This is a genomic window from Steroidobacter gossypii, assembly GCF_016801985.1.
In the GTDB taxonomy this organism is placed as follows: Bacteria; Pseudomonadota; Gammaproteobacteria; order Steroidobacterales; family Steroidobacteraceae; genus Steroidobacter; species Steroidobacter gossypii.
Genome location: NZ_JAEVLS010000001.1, coordinates 1,317,330 through 1,334,523, shown reverse-complemented (window position 1 = coordinate 1,334,523; position 17,194 = coordinate 1,317,330). Strand labels below are relative to the sequence as shown.

The 17,194-nt window shown below is 63.0% G+C and carries 9 protein-coding genes and 1 pseudogene; 4 read left to right on the top strand and 6 right to left on the bottom strand.

The genetic code is table 11. The annotated features are described in order from the left end of the window. Genes JM946_RS05760 through JM946_RS05750 form a run of 3 tightly spaced genes read right to left on the bottom strand, consistent with a single transcriptional unit; the run spans position 1 to position 2,799 of the window. Positions 1-1,122: a hypothetical protein gene (locus JM946_RS05760; protein ID WP_203166174.1), complete on the bottom strand. Its 1,122-nt coding sequence runs from the start codon at positions 1,120-1,122 to the stop codon at positions 1-3. A 53-nt stretch (positions 1,123-1,175) separates the two neighbouring features. Beyond that, positions 1,176-1,982 carry a DUF3014 domain-containing protein gene (locus JM946_RS30215; RefSeq protein ID WP_203166173.1) on the bottom strand — a complete coding sequence of 269 codons (807 nt, stop codon included), beginning with the start codon at positions 1,980-1,982 and terminating at the stop codon, positions 1,176-1,178. 43 nt (positions 1,983-2,025) lie between these two features. After that, entirely contained in the window at positions 2,026-2,799 is a 774-nt protein-coding gene (locus JM946_RS05750) for a class I SAM-dependent methyltransferase (RefSeq protein ID WP_203166172.1), read from the bottom strand. Positions 2,800-2,976: 177 nt separating this feature from the next. On the opposite strand from JM946_RS05750, the gene JM946_RS05745 reads away from it, so the two are divergent. Genes JM946_RS05745 through JM946_RS05735 form a run of 3 tightly spaced genes read left to right on the top strand, consistent with a single transcriptional unit; the run spans position 2,977 to position 6,316 of the window. Further along, on the top strand, positions 2,977-4,413 hold the full coding sequence (locus tag JM946_RS05745) for an alpha/beta hydrolase (RefSeq protein WP_203166171.1): 1,437 nt from the start codon (positions 2,977-2,979) through the stop codon (positions 4,411-4,413). After that, entirely contained in the window at positions 4,410-5,138 is a 729-nt protein-coding gene (locus tag JM946_RS05740) for an ABC transporter ATP-binding protein (RefSeq protein WP_203166170.1), read from the top strand. Before JM946_RS05745 ends, JM946_RS05740 begins: the two co-directional genes overlap by 4 nt. Further along, complete coding sequence (locus tag JM946_RS05735) at positions 5,138-6,316, top strand: ABC transporter permease (protein ID WP_203166169.1); 1,179 nt, start codon at positions 5,138-5,140, stop codon at positions 6,314-6,316. Before JM946_RS05740 ends, JM946_RS05735 begins: the two co-directional genes overlap by 1 nt. A 7-nt stretch (positions 6,317-6,323) precedes the next feature. Here JM946_RS05735 and JM946_RS05730 read toward each other — a convergent pair whose 3' ends face one another. Then, entirely contained in the window at positions 6,324-7,787 is a 1,464-nt protein-coding gene (locus JM946_RS05730; RefSeq protein ID WP_203166168.1) for a DEAD/DEAH box helicase, read from the bottom strand. A 300-nt stretch (positions 7,788-8,087) separates the two neighbouring features. Between JM946_RS05730 and JM946_RS05725 the strand changes: the two genes are divergently transcribed. Continuing rightward, positions 8,088-10,421 (top strand): acylase, encoded by a 2,334-nt coding sequence (locus JM946_RS05725; protein WP_203166167.1) that lies wholly within the window; start codon positions 8,088-8,090, stop codon positions 10,419-10,421. Between the two features lie 335 nt (positions 10,422-10,756). Here JM946_RS05725 and JM946_RS05720 read toward each other — a convergent pair whose 3' ends face one another. After that, positions 10,757-12,769, bottom strand: coding sequence for a response regulator (locus tag JM946_RS05720; RefSeq protein ID WP_203166166.1), 2,013 nt, complete (start codon positions 12,767-12,769; stop codon positions 10,757-10,759). Positions 12,770-12,831: 62 nt separating this feature from the next. After that, positions 12,832-17,064: pseudogene (locus JM946_RS05715) on the bottom strand (response regulator); the annotation flags it as partial. Positions 17,065-17,194: the final 130 nt, after the last annotated feature.

Genomic DNA, 17,194 nt, shown 5'->3' with positions numbered 1-17,194 from the left:
CTACGGCTGCACAGGCGTGAGCTGGACGCTGCCGCTGCCGCTGAAGAAACCTCGAATCTGATTGCTATCGCCGCGCTCACGCATGAGGCGCATCTGGGCCTCCTGCAACTTCACTTGCGCCTGCTGCTGTTTCTCGATGGCCGTGCGCTGTTCGTAGGTGAGATACGGCGCGATCGCGTCGAGCATGCGCTGATTGCGCTTCTTGGTGTGCTCGATATGCCAGTCCATGTTGGTGGACTCGAAAGCCACGCCGGCCGCGAGCCGCTGCGAGCCCGCCGCATTCTGCCTGGCTGTGGCGTTATAGGCCTCGAGCTCGGCCTTTTGCGCTTCGGCCAGCGCCTTGAGCACCGGCTTGCTCAACTCTTCGTTCAGCGGCACGCCCTGCGCCGCCAGGGTGCTGCGCATGTCGTCCAGATGGAAGCGCATGCCCATGGTCGACTGATATTCTTTCCAGGCCTGCGCCTTTTCCTGCCCGAAGCGCGCCACGAGCTCGGCTTCGTTTTTCCGCTGCATCTCGGCGGCGGTCTGCTGGAAGTTGCGCTGCCGCTCCTGCATGGCGGCTGGATCGGGATTCTCGCCCGGCGGCTGCATCTCCCAGAACGGGTTCATCGTTTCGTTGGTGCGCATCTGCTGGTCGGCGAGCATGCCGAAGAATTCGTCGGCCTGGCGCCGATCCAGCCCCAGCTCTTCGGCCACGCCGGGATACTGACGCGCCAGATTGTTTCGCGTCTGCAGGCGCATCGCTTCACGATACTCGGGATCCTGCATCAGTTGGCGCTCACGCTCGCGATGTTCGCGCATGGCGCGCATCGCATCTTCCCGCCCTGGCAAGTGCGTCGGGACTGGAGAAGCGACGCTGGCCTGCCCCGCCGCTCGGGTTGCGACTTTCGGCTCTTCCTTCCGCGGCGCCGACTGCACCACGGCTGCGGCGGCAATCGAATCCGTCGGCATCACCGAGAAGATCGGGGTCGTCGCGACCGGCTCCTGCTTTTCAAGCGCAGCCACTTTCTCCTGCAGCTCGGCAATCGTCGCGTTGCCCTCGCGCAACTGATTGACCAGATGCAGACTGGCCAGCCCGAGCCCCACCGTGGTGGCGCCAAGGATCAGAACGACTTTGCTCATGACGACGCTCCTGTCTTCGATGACGCTTGTTCAACGGCGCCAGCCGGACGAGATCAACCGGGCGGCGGCGCCTGCTTGGCGATGGCGTCGCGCAGCTGGCGCAATTTGTCCTTGACCACCTCGGCATTGGCGCTGCCCATGCGGATCAGCAGTTTCTGACCGGAAGAAAGGTTTTCCAGTTGCGGATCGACGAACTGGAAATTCACGCTCGGACGGCTCAGCTTGATCGGCCCGGGGACCTCCGGCGTGGCGAGCAGGTGATCGATCACCTCGACCAGGCGGTCGTTGAAATAGCCGTCGGGATAGCCCAGCGAGACGTACGCCTCCTGGAACAACGGGTAGTACTGTTTGTACATGGCCACCAGCTGCGCCGTGTCGGTGTTCTGCACGATCTTGATCACCGGCTCGTAACGCGCGTAGTTCTCGGGGCTCAAGGTGAGCTCCTCGCCATCGCGAGTTGCCGTGAGCTCGCCGCCGATCGGCTTCACCGGCCACATCTGCACCGACGTTTTCTTGCGCGGCAGATTGTCGATGGTCACGACTGTGTGACGCACGATGTTCTTCGGCACCAGGAACGGATCCAGGGCGCGGCCGAACACTCCGCTCAGCGACTCTTGCACTGGCGGATCGCTCTCGGCCAGCGAGGGCAATGGCTCCGGCGGCGGTGCTTGTTCCAAAGGATTGCGTACCGGCGGCTCAGTCGCCGGCGTCGTTTCCTCCGGTTGTGTGACGGCAGGCGGCTGACTGGCCTGCTGCTCCGCCTGTCGCTGCGAGCGCCCGTACCACAGGGCTGCGCCGATGCCCACCGCGACCACGACGGGAATCGCGTAATACAGCCATTTCTTGGTTTCTTCTTCCACTCGTGGCTCCTCGCCGGCTCAGCCGGTCAATTCGCGGCCGGGCTCAGCGCGGCTTCTGAAACTTCAGCAGGAAGTTGTCGGCCTCGCCGATGGCCTGGTACTTGGCGCGATCCTGCTCGCCCAGGGCCAGGGTCGGTGGCAGCGTCCACACGCCCTTGGGATGATCCTTGGTGTCCTTGGGATTGTTCAGCAGATCGGAGCGGCCGACCAGCTTGAAGCCGGCCTTCTCGGCCAGCTGAATGGTGTAATCCTCGCGCACGTAGCCGTTGGCCGCCTTCGGATCCTGCGGCTTATCGTCCGGCGCACGATGTTCCTCGACGCCCAGAATGCCGCCCGGCTTGAGCGCCTTGTAGAACGAGGCGAACACCTCGTCGGCGGTGCCCTGGCTCATCCAGTTGTGCACATTCCGGAAAGTCACGACCACGTCGGCCGAGCCGGCTGGCGCGGGCTCGCTGGCGTCGCTGACCTTCACCTTGCCGTAGCGGGCCGGGTCGCTGGCGAGCTTCTGCTGCCACTTCTCCGCCGCGCGCGAGCTGACCGCCGTGTAATAAGTGCCCTTGTCGTGCAGATAAGGCGCGAGAATTTCGGTCCAGTAACCGCCGCCCGGCGAGATCTCGACCACCGTCATGTTCGGCTTCACGCCAATGAACTCCAGCACTTGCTGCGGCTTGCGGTATTGATCGCGCGCCACGAAGTTCGGCGAGCGCTGCTCGGAGGCGACTGCCTTGGCCAGGGCTTCGTCCTTGGCGAAGGCGCCCGCGAGGGGCAGCATGCAGGCCGCGGCGGCAGCGGCAACGAGCAACGACGATGGGCGCATGAGGTCACCGTTGGAATGAGGTCGGGCGTGCGAATGTAACAGACCGTCATCGGCGCACACAGGTTCCCGCCCGGCTCGTCTACCATTGCGGGCTTTTGAGCCTTTGCCATCAGGAACCCGATGTCGGCAACTCATCCCCGGGCAGTTCAGCGGAATTTGGGCGCGTGGGCGACCCTGGTGGGCACACTGGCCTTTTGCAGCGCATTCCAAACCAAGGCGGGCGGCCTGTCCCGCGAAGATTGCCGGCTGCACAGCGAGATCGTGGGCGGCAGCGTGGCCGCTCGCTGCGGCTGGCTGTCGGTGCCGGAGAATCGCGAGCAGCCCGCGGGCAAGCAAGTACGGCTGCACGTGGCGGTGATTCCCTCGCTGCGGCTCGAGCCGGTTGGCGATCCGCTGTTCGTGCTCAGCGGCGGGCCCGGCCAGGCGGCCAGCGATTTCTATATCTCCATCGCTCCGGCGTTGGCGCGCGTCCGGCGCGATCGCGACATCGTGCTGGTCGATCAGCGCGGCACCGGTCGATCGAATCGACTCGATTGCACGTTCCCGGACGAAAGCGAAATCACGTTCACCGATCCGAAGCAGCTACGCGAGATCACACGCGCCTGCCTCGACAAGTTGCCGGGTGATCCCCGCTACTACACCACCAGCGTCGCCGTGCGTGACCTCGACGATGTGCGCGCGGCGCTCGGTTATCAGAAGCTGGATCTGTACGGCGTGTCCTATGGAACGCGCGTCGCTCAGCACTACATGCGACGCTATCCGCAGCGCGTGCGAGTCGCGATTCTGGATGGCGTCGTGCCGCCAGAGATGGCGCTGGGACCGGATATCGCGCTCGACGCTCAGGCAGCCATCGACAACGCCTTCGCACGCTGCGGCTCGGACGCGGATTGCAAACGAGTGTTCCCGGACATCGCGACCACCTTCACCTCGCTGCGGACGCGAGTGGAGCAACATCCGCTGACGCTTTCCATTCCGGATCCGCTCAGCGCGGAGCCTATACAAGCACGACTTGGCGCGCCCGAGCTCACCGCGGCCGTTCGCTTGCTGAGCTACTCGGACGAAACGATGTCGGCGCTGCCTCTGCTCATTCAGGAAGCGCAGGCTGGGCAACCGCAAGCGCTGGCCGCGCAGTACCTGATGATCAAGCGCAGCCTGGATGCTCAGTTCGCGTATGGCATGCACTTCGCCGTGGTCTGCAGCGAAGACGCGCCACGCTGGGGCGAGCGGCCGGTGTCTCAGTCCGAACTGGCCAAAACCTATATCGGTGAGAGCTTCATGGCTTCGATGCGCATCATTTGCGAACAGTGGCCGCGCGGCCCGGTGGATGAGGACTTTGGCAAGCCGCTGACCAGCGCCATCCCGACGCTGGTGCTCTCCGGCGGCAACGATCCGGTGACGCCGGCGCGCTACGGCGAACAGATCCTGCCTGGATTGGCGAAATCGAAACATCTGGTGCTCGAGGGCCAAGGTCACGGACAGATCGCGATCGGTTGCATGCCGCGCGTGGTGGCCCAATTCATCAATGCGGGGGCGGTGGAGTCACTCGACGACTCCTGTCTGAAAACCGTCGGCCCCGCTCCTTTCATGCTGTCCCGCTCGGCGCCGGCGCCATGATTCAAGTCGAAAGTTTGAGAAAGCGCTTCGGCGCGGTGCAAGCGTTGCACGACGTTTCTTTTTCGGCCGGCGACGGCCGCATCACCGGCTTGCTGGGCCACAACGGCGCGGGCAAGTCGACCACACTGCGCATCCTGAGCACGGTCATTCGAGCCGATCAGGGACGCGCGCTCATCGATGGCCATGACTGCGCCACCGACGCCTTGGGCGTGCGCCGCTCTCTGGGCGTGCTGCCTCACGCCAGCGGTTTGTATGCGCATCTCAGTGGTCGGGAGAACATTCGCTATTACGCCGAGCTCCATGGTCTGCGCGGCCCCGAGCTCAAGCGTTCCATCGACGAGTTGATCGAGCGCCTCGGCCTCGGCGCGGTCGCCGAGCGACGCGCCAAAGGATATTCACAAGGCGAGCGGCTCAAGGTCGGTCTGGCGCGCGCACTGGTTCACCGGCCGCAGACCATCATCCTCGATGAACCCACCAACGGCCTCGATGTGAATGCCGTGCGCATGTTGCGCGAGTTGATTCGAGGGTTGCGCGAGTCGGGCCGCTGCGTCCTGTTCTCGAGTCATGTGATGCAGGAAGTCGCGGCCTTGTGCGACGACATCGTGATCATTTCGCACGGCCGTGTGGTGGTGCGTGGCACGCCGGCGGAAATCCTCAAGGCCACCGGCGCTCCGGACCTGGAAGAAGCATTCGTGCGCGCTGCCGATCAAGACGAGGTGGCGTGATGGGTGCGATCTGGACGGTGTTCCGCAAGGAAGTGCTGGAGAATCTGCGCGACCGTCGCGTGATCGTTTCCGCATTCTTTTTCGGCGTGCTGCTCGCGCCGGTCATTTTCGGTTTGACCACGACCATGGTGTCGAAGCGCGCGGTCGAGAACCAGGACCGGCCGCTGGATCTGCCCATCGTCGGGGTCGATCACGCGCCCAATCTGGTGGGTTTCCTGCGCGAGAACGGCGTACAGGTCCAAGAGGTGCAACTCACCAGCGATCAAGCCATGGATGTGGTGCGCTCCGGGCAGCACGACATGGTGCTGCTGATCGGCAAGGACTATGGCAAAGGGCTGGCCGCCGGCGAATCCGCGCCGTTGTCATTGGTCGTGGATACATCCAACAGTCGGACTTCACCGAGCGCCGACCGGGCCCGGCAACTGCTCGAAGCGTACGGCCGTCAGCTGGCGGCGCTGCGCTTGATGGTTCGAGGGATCAATCCGGAGGTCATCCAGCCTGTCGGGGTGCACACTCTCGACGTTGCGACTCCGGCCGGCCGCGCACTGCTGGTGCTCGGCATGATGACTTACTTTTGTTTCATGTCGATGCTGGTGGGCGGTTTCTATCTCGCCATCGACACCACCGCCGGCGAGCGCGAACGCGGCTCACTCGAACCATTGCTGTCGTTGCCGGTGCGCCGGTCTCAGCTGATCGTCGGCAAGATGCTGGCGACGGCGGCGTTCATGTCGGTCTCGCTGCTGCTCACGCTCGCGACTTTCGGCGTCGTGCTCAACTTCATTCCGTTGGAAGCGCTCGGCATGTCCGCCAACTTCGGCCCGCGCGTGATTCTGGCGATCTTCGCCGTGATGGTCACGTTTGTTCCAATGGGCGCAGGGTTGATGACGGTGGTCGCGTCATTCACACGCAGCAATCGTGAGGCGCAGTCGTGGTTGTCGGTGGTGATGATGCTACCGATCGCACCCATCATGTTTGCTGTCGTGAGCGGAACCAAGCCGAGCGCGACGCTCATGGCGGTGCCCAGCTTGAGTCAGCATCTGCTGGCTACAAGCCTGATGCGCGGGGACACCATCCCACCGCTGCATGTTTTGATCTGCGCGAGCACCACGCTGGTCCTGGGTGGACTGCTCGTGGCGCTCGCGATCAAGCTGTATCAGCGCGAGGCGATCCTGGGATAGGACAGTGCTAAACCGTCCGGCTCCGATTCGAGCCGCGCTGATGTCGCTGCTGCGCCGGTCGAGCTTGGCCGTGTCCTTGGGGGCGCTGGCCATGCGAGTGACGCTGTTGCTGCGACTGATGGGTTTGCTGAGCTTGCTGCCCGCCACCACCGCCGCCGTTGCGTTTGCGACGACGGCGGCGACCCTCGCCGGCCGGACGAGGCGCGCCGCTCTGCTGCTGATGTTGCGGCCGGGCTTGCTGGCCCTGAGCCGACTGCGGACGCTGTTCACGCCGCGGCTGACGCTGTTGTGACGAAGGCTCGCGTTCATCGCGCTCATCTCGCGACTCGCCGCGAGCCGGCGGCGGAGCCGCTTTGAACGTAGGCAGCGCCGCCTTCGGCACAGGCTTGCGCAACATCCTCTCGATGTCTTTGAGCAGGCCTGATTCATCCGGCGACACCAACGACACCGCGAGACCCGTCGCACCCGCACGACCGGTACGACCGATTCGGTGCACGTAGTCCTCGGGAACGTTGGGCAGTTCGTAGTTCACGACGTGCGGCAGTTCTTTGATATCCAGACCGCGCGACGCCACTTCGGTCGCGACCAGCGCGCGAATCCGATAGTTCTTGAAGTCGGTGAGCGCCGCCGTGCGCGCGTTCTGACTCTTGTTGCCATGAATGGCGGCCGCTTCGATGCCGTCCTGCTGCAATTGTTTCGCGAGCCGATTGGCGCCGTGCTTGGTGCGAGTAAACACCAGCACCTGCGACCAGTCGCCATCGTGGATCAGATGCGACAGCAACGCCCGCTTCTGATCCTTCGCCACCGAGTAGGCCCGCTGCTCCACCGTGTCGACGGCGGTATTCCGGCGAGCCACTTCGATTTCAGCTGGATTCTGCAACAGGCTCTGCGCCAGGCCGCGAATGTCGTCCGAATAAGTGGCCGAGAACAGCAGGTTCTGGCGCTGCCTGGGCAGCAGCTTGATGACGCGGCGAATGTCGGCGATGAAGCCCATGTCGAGCATGCGATCGGCCTCGTCGAGCACGAAGATCTCGACGCGAGACAGATCGACCGTGCGCTGTTGTGCGTGGTCGAGCAAACGTCCGGGCGTGGCAACCAGGATGTCGGCGCCACGACGCAGGGCGTCGATCTGCGGATTGATGCTGACGCCGCCGAAGATCACCAGGCTGCGGTGACGAAGGTACTTGCCGTAGCTGGAAACGCTCTCGTTCACCTGGGTCGCCAGCTCACGGGTCGGCACCAGGATGAGCACGCGCGGCGCCTTCGAAGGCGTGCCGGATTGCAAACGTTGTAACAACGGCAGCGTGAAACCGGCGGTTTTGCCGGTGCCGGTCTGGGCGCCGGCAAGCACGTCGCGACCTGCGAGAATTTCAGGGATCACTCGCGCCTGAACGGGAGTGGGCGCGGTGTAGCCACGATCGGCGAGCGCACGGGTCAGTTCGGGGATGAGCCCGAGGGAGGCAAAAGGCATTGAGACATTTCCTCAACCAGCCTGCCGAAACCTGCGTTTCGGATCCAGTGAGGCGGGAGACAAATCGAGGCGGGCTACACGAAACGAGGAGCCGACGGACCGCGAGGAGTGAAGCCGACCGGACGGCGGCTGACGATGGACGCGCACTCTACCTGGAATGGCCCGCGTTGACGAGGTAATTCTGCAGGGCGACGCTTTTTCCCTAGGGGAGCTGCCAGGGTGGGGTCGCTTTGCCGGAACTCAAGATGCACGACGCCGGCCCATTTGCGAGGATGGCGGATACACCGGGAGGAGCTGCTCATGACAATTGGAATTCGTCCTGCGGCGCTCAAGTATCTGTTGGCCTGCGCCGTCACCGCTGCGCTGGTTGGCTGTCACAAGCCCGCTTCGAATGAGGCAACGGCGAGCAACGAACGCTACAACGTCAACATACGCTGGACCGCGCACGGCGTGCCTCATATCAAGGCGGAAGACTGGGGCAGTCTTGGTTACGGCTTGGCTTATGCAGTAGCCACGGATGCCGTGTGCACGCTGGCGCGCGAGTTCGTGAACGTGCGAGGCGAACAATCCAAGTTCTTCGGCCCGGAGGAAGGTCGGCTCGAGGCGGACATCTTTCACAAGTCCGTGATCACCGATGAAGCGCTCGCGCACGCGGATGCACGCATTCCTTCAGAAATGGCGGCTCTGCAGCAGGGTTACATCGCGGGCTACAACCGGTATCTGACGGATCACGGCGGTGAACAGCTGCCAGCGAGCTGTCGCAATCAACCGTGGGTGAGGCCCATCGACGCATCGGACATGGCGCGCATGGGCATCGGTGTTGGCATCCGCTATGGCGTCGGTCGGTCGCCCGCCGCGATCGCCAACGCTGCGCCTCCCGATAAGAATCAGCAGGTCACGTTGGCGCCGCCAGCGCTGCCTTTAGATGTGACCATGATGGGCTCGAACGCCATCGCGTTCGGCAAGGGCGCCACTACCAACGGCAAGGGACTGATGCTCGGCAACCCGCATTATCCCTGGTCGGGCGGCAGTCGCTTCCACATGGCGCATCTCACCATCCCGGACCAGGTGGACGTAATGGGCGTGGGCTTGATCACCACGCCGTTCATCGGCATCGGGTTCAACCAGGATGTGGCATGGACTCACACTGTATCCACCGGGCTGCGGTTCACTTTGTATGAATTGAAGCTCGATCCCAAGGATCCGCTGTCGTATCGCTATGGCGATGGCACTCGCAAGCTCACGCCTCGCACGGTCAGCGTCGAAGTGCGCCAGCCGGACGGTTCGATCGAGACCGCAGAGCGCACCACTTATCACAGTCACTTCGGACCGGTGCTGGAGGATCCTGATTTGCCTTGGACGCGTGAGCGCGCCTATGCGATTCGCGATTCGAACCTCGATAACAATCGTTCGTCCGAGCAGTATCTGAAGTTCGCGAAGGCCAGGAACGTCGATGAGTTGCTCGAGGCTCTGCAGACCAGCCAGGGCACGGCATGGGTGAACACCATCGCGGCGGATCGGCATGGCAAAGCGCTCTACGCCGATCTGTCGGTCGTGCCGAATGTCGATGAGGCGATGATCAAGGCGTGCTCCAGTGCCAACGTCCAGCGCTGGGGCCCGTGGCGCGTGGTGGTGCTGCGAGGAGAGCCCGATTGTGAATGGCGCAACGATGAGCGGGCCCAGCAGAAAGGAATTCTCACGCCGGAACTGCAGCCGCATTTGCTGCGCGATGATTACGTGACCAATTCCAATGACAGTTACTGGCTGTCGAATCCGCAACAGCCGTTGGAAGGTTATTCGCCCATCATCGGGCCGGAGAGAACCGAGCGATCGCTGCGAACTCGGGCAGGGTTGGTGATGGTGAACGAGGTGTTGCAGGCGAAGCAGTCGAACCGCTTCGATGCCCAGCGCTTGCAGGACCTGCTATTCAGTCATCGCAACTTCAGCGCCGAGCTGGTGCTCGATGATGTGCTCACTGTGTGTCGGCGGGAATCGAAGACGGTCTCTGTTGAAGCGAGCAACGTGGATGTGAGAAAGACCTGCGAGGTGCTGGCCGGCTGGGATCGCAGGCAGAATGTCACAAGCCGCGGCGCGCAGGTGTGGACGGAGGCGTGGCCGCTGATGAGCGCGACGCCCGATCTTTGGAAGGTGCCGTTCGATGTGAAGGATCCGGTGGGCACGCCGAGGCAGATCAACGTCGACGATGCCAAGGTGCGCAAGGCCGTGATGAAGGCGTTGGCCACGGCCACGAAGAAGCTCACAGATGCGCAGATTCCGTTGGATGCGCCGTGGGGTGAGGTTCAGTACACGGAGCGCAACGGTGAAAAGATCGGCATCCCGGGCGGCGCACACGCCACTGGCATGTTCAGCATGATCGGAGCGCAACTCCAGCCCGGGAAGGGCTACACGCCCATCATCACCGGAAACAGCTGGATCCAGGTCGTCACCTGGACCGACGCCGGCGAGCTCGACGCCCGCGGCCTGCTCACCTATTCCCAATCGGAGGAAGCCGATTCGCCCTTCGCGGTCGATCAAACTCGGCTGTACTCCACCGGCCAATGGCTGCACCTGCCCTTCACCCAGGCTGAAATCGCTGCCGATACCGCGCGGAGTATCGATTTGAAAGGAAGCTGACTTCGCGTGCTGAGCGGCGGCTCGGTGTCTGCGGGGCCGGAGAGAAGAGGCTCGGTGGTTCGCGTCGCCGGGAGCGTCCTACCTCCTTCCGGCACCGTGCCCCTCGGTCGCCCAAGCGCGCCCGAGGGTCCCGTCCCTGGGCGCACTGCGACGAAAAGGTCCCTCTTTTTCGACGCTGCCGGAAGGAGGTAGGTCACTCCCGACGCCGCCGAAAGGTCACTTCAACGTCACGGCCAGCAACATCGGAGCAAAGAGCAAAGCTCAGCGCACGTGACGGTTGAAGAGCGGCACCGGAGAACTCTCTATCCCATCTCCTCGCCAAACCTCTCCGGCGTTCAAGCGCCAGCGCAAGAAGGGAGCAGGCCGCGGAGTTTGCTGCGGAGGTCGGCTTCGCGGTAGGGCTTGGCCAGCATGTCGGCGCCTTTTTCGGGGGCGGCGTAGGAGCCGGAGTAACCGGTGGCGTAGAGGACGGGGAGTTCAGGGCGGCGTTCGCGGGCGAGGCGGCCGAGTTCGAAGCCATTCATGCCGCCGGGCATGACGATGTCGGTGAACAACAAATCGATGTCCGACTCCCGATCGACGATATCCAGAGCTCGCGCGCCGTTATCCGCTTCGATGACATTGAACTGCAGTTCCTTGAGCATCGCTGCAGTCACTGCACGCACCCCGGCATCATCTTCCACCAGAAGAATCGTCCGATCCCGCCCGGACAATGACAAGTCCTCTCCAGCCACGGCGCCAGCCGATGGCGCAGCGTCAGTGCGAGGCAGATAGATTCGAACGCTGGTGCCATGGCCCGGCGTGCTGATGATCTTCACATGGCCGCCCGATTGTTTGACGAAGCCATACACCATGCTCAGGCCCAGGCCGGTGCCGTGGCCCATCCGCTTGGTGGTGAAGAACGGTTCGAGCGCACGCTCGAGCACCTCTGGCGTCATGCCCGCGCCAGTGTCGGTCACACACAGCAAAACAAACTCGCCCTCCGGCAGATCGGCGTCGCGCTCGTCGCGGCCGACATTGCGGGCTTCGATGGTCAGCGTGCCGCCTTCCGGCATGGCATCGCGTGCGTTCACGGCAAGATTGATCAGAGACGACTCGACCTGCGCCGGATCGGCCAGCACATTCCAAAGATCCTCCTGCACGAGCACGTCGATGACGATACGTTCGCCGAGCGTGCGACCGAGCAGCTTGGTGATATTCCGGCTCACCTCGCCCAAGTTCACCGCGCTGGGTTGCAAAGGCTGGCGACGCGCAAACGCCAGCATCCGACGAGTGAGCTCCGCGCAGCTCAAAGCGCCAGTCAGCGCCATCTGCGCGCGATCGAAGTTTCGACCCGTACCTTTCAGCGCGCGCGCCAGCGAATCGAGGTTGCCGATCACCACGGTCAGCATGTTGTTGAAGTCGTGCGCGATGCCACCGGTGAGCTGACCCACGGCTTCCATCTTTTGCGATTGAATCAACTGCTGCTCGACCCGGCGTCGATCGGTCACATCCAGGCAACTGCCGAAGATTTCGAACGGCCGCCCCTCGTGCCGAATCAGCACCGCGCGATCCAGGAACCAGCGATGCGAGCCGTCGGCGCACAGCCAGCGGTATTCGGTGGACATGCCACCGAGCACCGGAATGCTCGCCACTTCGTTGAGCACGCGCCCGCGATCATCCGGATGAATGCGATCCACCCACAGATGCGGATCGTTCAGGAATTCATTAGGGGTGAAGCCCACCAGATCCGCGATGACATCGCTGATGAAACGCGGCCCGGAAAAGCCGCCATCCACATCTGCGCTGTACAGCGCGATGGGCAGCGAACGCACGATTGCAGTCTGCCGCTCCTCGACCTGGCGCAACTGACGCTCGGCTTCGAGCTTTTCCTGCCGGATGCGCAGGTTCTCTTCCTGCAGAAAGCGTTCGAGCGCGGCCTTGCGCTCCACTTCAGCGCTCTTGCGATACAAGTCGACCAGCACCGTCACCTTGGAACGCAAGATGACGGGATCGACCGGCTTGAACACATAGTCCACCGCGCCCATCGCGTACGCGCGCGCGATGTGCTCGTCGTCGCGATCGATGGCACTGACGAAGATGATAGGGATATGCCGCGACCGCTCCCGACGCCGAATCAGTTCAGCCGTGGTGTAACCGTCGAGGCCCGGCATATTGGCGTCGAGCAGAATGACGGCGCATTCCTCTCGCAGCAGGAAGCGCAACGCATCCTCTCCGGACGCCGCTTCGACCACCGTCTCTTCGAGCTCCGCCAGCACCTGCGACAAGGCATATCGATTGTTGGCCTCGTCATCGACGATGAGGATGGTCGCTCGGGTGGTCCGTGCTGGGGAATAGGCAGGGGACACCGCGCCGGTCGCTCCTGACGGGAGACCGGTTCCCTGCGCGTCCGCAACCTGCGGACCTCTGTTCACACGCGCCGCAGCCACACGCGCATCATCGAAACGAGCTGATCGACATCGACCGGCTTGGAAATGTATTCCGAAGCGCCCGCTTCGATACATTTTTCCCGGTCGCCCTTCATAGCCTTGGCGGTAATGGCAATCATCGGCAGCTTGCGGAAGCGTTCGTTACGGCGGATCTGACGCATGGTTTCGTAGCCGTCCATGTCCGGCATCATCACGTCCATCAGCACCATGTCGACGTTGCGAGTCTCGTTCAACATGGCGATTCCTTCGCGCCCGCTTTCGGCATGCAGCACTTCGACGTCGTGCTGTTCGAGCACGCCGGTCAGCGAGAAGATATTGCGGATATCGTCATCGACGATCAGCACTTTGCGGCCGGCGAGGCCGGGCTCGCGGCGCCGCGCCTTGTCGATGATCAGGCGCTGATCCTCGGGCATGTTCTCGACGAACCGGTGCAGAAACAGCGCGGTCTCGTCGAACAGCTGTTCATGCGATTCCGGGCTCTTGAGAATGAAAGACTCGACCAGGTTGCGCAGCTTGGCCTCGTCGGCGGGGTTCAGATCTTTGGCGGTGTGAATGATCACCGGCAGCCGACGGGAGGTGTCGCGGCGAATGGTTTCGATCAACTGCACGCCATCCATGTCAGGCAGCACCAGGTCGAGCACGACGCAGTCGAACTGCGTGCTCTGCAGGGCCTGCAACGCCTCGCGACCGGTCGTGACACGCGTGATGTGCACGTCGCCATTGCCGATCAGCTTCCGGATCTCGCCGCTTTGCAGGTCGTCGTCCTCGACCAGCAACAGGTTTTTGACCTTGCGGGCAAGGAACTCTTCGGTGCGGGCCAACGCATTTTTCAAAGTGGCGTGATCGACCGGCTTCTCGAGCACGGAGAACGCGCCCATTTGCAGGCCCCGCTCGCGAGGATCGTCGACGGAGATGATATGAATGGGAATGTGCCGCGTCTCGGCGCTGCGCTTCAGAATATCCAGCAAACGCCAGCCATCCATGTCCGGCAGATTGATGTCCAGCGTGATGACCGACGGATTGAACCGCCGCACCAGCGGCAGCGCGCCGCTGCCGGTCGCCGACACCACCGCCTTGAAGCCGCGATCGTGCGCGAGGTCGAGCAGGATGCGGCCGAACTTCACATCGTCCTCGATGATCAGCAGCACCCGATCGCCCGGCTGGATGTTTTGCCGATCGTCGGTCAGCTCCGAGGCCACCAGCAGCGGCGTCGACTCGCGGCTCACGACGATCTGCGACGGCGCCGCCACCTGCGGTTGCGGGCCCGGCGCACCCAGCATCGTATGCGCGACCGCCGCCTTGGAGAAATCGTGTGTCATCGGCAAGTACAGAGTGAACGTGCTGCCCTCGCCCGGTTTGCTCTCGACTGTGATTTCGCCGCCGAGCAAGCGGCAGATTTCGCGGCTGATGGACAGACCGAGGCCGGTCCCGCCGTACTTGCGGCTGGTCGTTCCGTCCGCCTGCTGGAAGGCTTCGAAGATCACGCGCAGCTTGTCGGCCGCGATACCGATGCCGGTGTCGTGCACCGAGTATGCGACCACCGAAGATGCTGAATTGAGCGACTGATTGGAGGGATTCCAACCGTTGCTGGCGCGATAGATGGACAGCTCGACGCCGCCTTCGTGAGTGAACTTGAACGCGTTCGACAGCAGGTTTTTCAGGATCTGCTGCAACCGTTTCTCGTCGGTGATCATGGTCCGCGGCAGCGACGGATCCAGCTCGATCTTCAGCTGCAGCTTGCGATCGCTGGCCACCTGCTCGAAGCTGCGCTGCAGGTTGTCGACCACTTCGGCGAAGTGCACCGTGCTCACATCCAGGGTCACGGTGCCCGACTCGATCTTGGACAGATCCAGGATGTCGTTGATCAAGGCCAGCAGCTCGGTGCCGGCGCGATTGATGGTTTGCGCGAATTCGATCTGCTTGGGGGTCAGGTTGGCATCGGCGTTGTCGGCCAGCAGCTTGGAAAGAATCAGCAGGCTGTTCAGCGGCGTGCGCAGCTCGTGCGACATGTTGGCCAGGAACTCGGATTTGTACTTGGAGGTGAGCGCCAGCTGCTCGGCCTTTTCCTCCAGCATTTCCTTGGCGCGCTCCACTTCCTGGTTCTTGGCTTCCACCTGCTTGTTCTGCCAGGACAGCAGGTTGGCTTTCTCCACCAGCTCCTCGTTCTTGGCGCGCAGCTCCTCCTGTTGGGAACGCAGCAGATCTTCGGAACGCTGCAGAGTGGTGGCCTGCTGTTCGAGCCGGTCGTTGGTCTTTTTCAGCTCTTCCTGCTGACTTTGCAGCTCCCCGGTGAGCAGCTGCGACTGCGCCAGCAGCGCCTCGGTCTGCATGTTGGCGGCCAGCGTGTTGAGCACGATGCCGATGCTTTCCATCAGCTGATCGAGGAACAGCGTATGAATGGTGCTGAAGCGCTCGAACGAGCCCAGCTCCAGCACCGCCTTCACCTCGCCTTCGAACAACGCCGGCAGCACGATGACGGTCGAAGGCTTGGCCTCGCCCAACCCGGAAGTGACGCGCATGTAATCGTGAGGCGCGTCGGTCAGCAGCATGGAGCGTTTCTCGACGGCGCACTGGCCGATCAAACCGTCGCCCAGCTTCAACTTCTGCGGCGGGCGCCGACGATTCGGCGCGGCGTAACTGGCGACCAGTTCCAGAACGACTTCCGGACCTTCCTGCTTGGTCAGATAGAACAGCGCCTGGTGCGCGTTCACCAGCGGCACCAGCTGCGACAGGATCAGGTTGGAGACGTGACGAATATCGCGCTGGCCCTGCAGCAGCCGGTTGAAGCGCGCGATGTTGGTCTTGAGCCAGTCCTGCTCGTTGTTCTTCTGAGTGGTGTCCTTGAGATTGCGAATCATCTCGTTGATGTTGTCCTTGAGCGAGGCCACTTCGCCCGAGGCTTCCACCGTGATGAATCGTGTGAGATCGCCCTTGGTCACGGCCGTGGCCACTTCGGCGATGGCGCGCACCTGAGTCGTGAGGTTCGCGGCGAGCTGGTTCACATTGTCGGTGAGATCGCGCCACAAGCCGGCGGCGCCAGGCACGCTGGCTTGGCCGCCAAGGTTGCCTTCCGTACCTACCTCGCGCGCCACGTTGGTCACCTGATCGGCGAATGTCGCGAGCGTGTCGATCATGCCGTTGATGGTGCTCGCCAGTGCGGCGATCTCGCCTTTGGCTTCCACCACCAGCTTGCGCTTCAGGTCGCCCTGCGCCACCGAGGTCACGACCTCGGCGATGTTTCTAACCTGGCCGGTGAGGTTCGCGGCCATGTGATTCACGTTGTCGGTGAGATCTTTCCAGGTGCCGGCGACGCCTTCGACTTTCGCCTGACCGCCGAGCTTGCCTTCGGTGCCCACTTCGCGCGCCACGCGCGTCACTTCGGAGGCGAACGAATTCAGCTGGTCCACCATCGTATTGACGGTGCTCTTGAGCTCGAGAATTTCACCGCGCGCATCCACGGTGATTTTCTTGGACAGGTTGCCGCTGGCCACCGCGGTGGTGACTTCGGCGATGTTTCTGACCTGGCCGGTGAGGTTGGCGGCCATCTGGTTCACGTTGTCGGTGAGGTCCTTCCAGGTGCCGGACACGCCTTCCACTTTTGCCTGGCCGCCGAGCTTGCCTTCGGTGCCCACTTCGCGCGCCACACGCGTCACTTCGGAGGCGAACGAGTTGAGCTGGTCCACCATCGTGTTGACGGTGTTCTTCAGCTCCAGCATTTCACCTTTGACATCGACGGTGATTTTCTTGGAGAGATTGCCGCTGGCCACGGCGGTGGTGACTTCGGCGATGTTGCGCACCTGGCCGGTGAGGTTCGCCGCCATGTGATTCACCGAGTCGGTCAGATCCTTCCATGTGCCAGCCACACCCTTCACGTGCGCCTGGCCGCCGAGCTTGCCTTCGGTGCCCACTTCGCGCGCCACACGTGTCACTTCCGAAGCGAACGATGCGAGCTGATCCACCATCGTGTTCACAACGGTGCTGATGCGAAGGTACTCACCGCGCATCGGCCTGCCGTCGACTTCAAGATTCATGGTCTGCGAAAGGTTGCCGTTCGCCACGGCGCCGATGACGCGCGCCACTTCGGAGACGGGATAAACCATCTCGCCGACCAGGCCATTCACCGAATCGATACATTGCGACCAGCTGCCGCTGGCCATGTTCAGGTGGGCGCGTTCAGAAATGCGGCCTTCGCGGCCGATCATTTCGCGCAGCCGGGCGAACTCGCGGGTCATGGAGTCGTTCAGCTCGACCACGTCATTGAAAGCGGTGGCGATCTCGCCATCGATGCCCGCCAGATCCATGGGAAGGCGCACGGAGAAGTCGCCGCGCTTCAGCAGCCGCAAC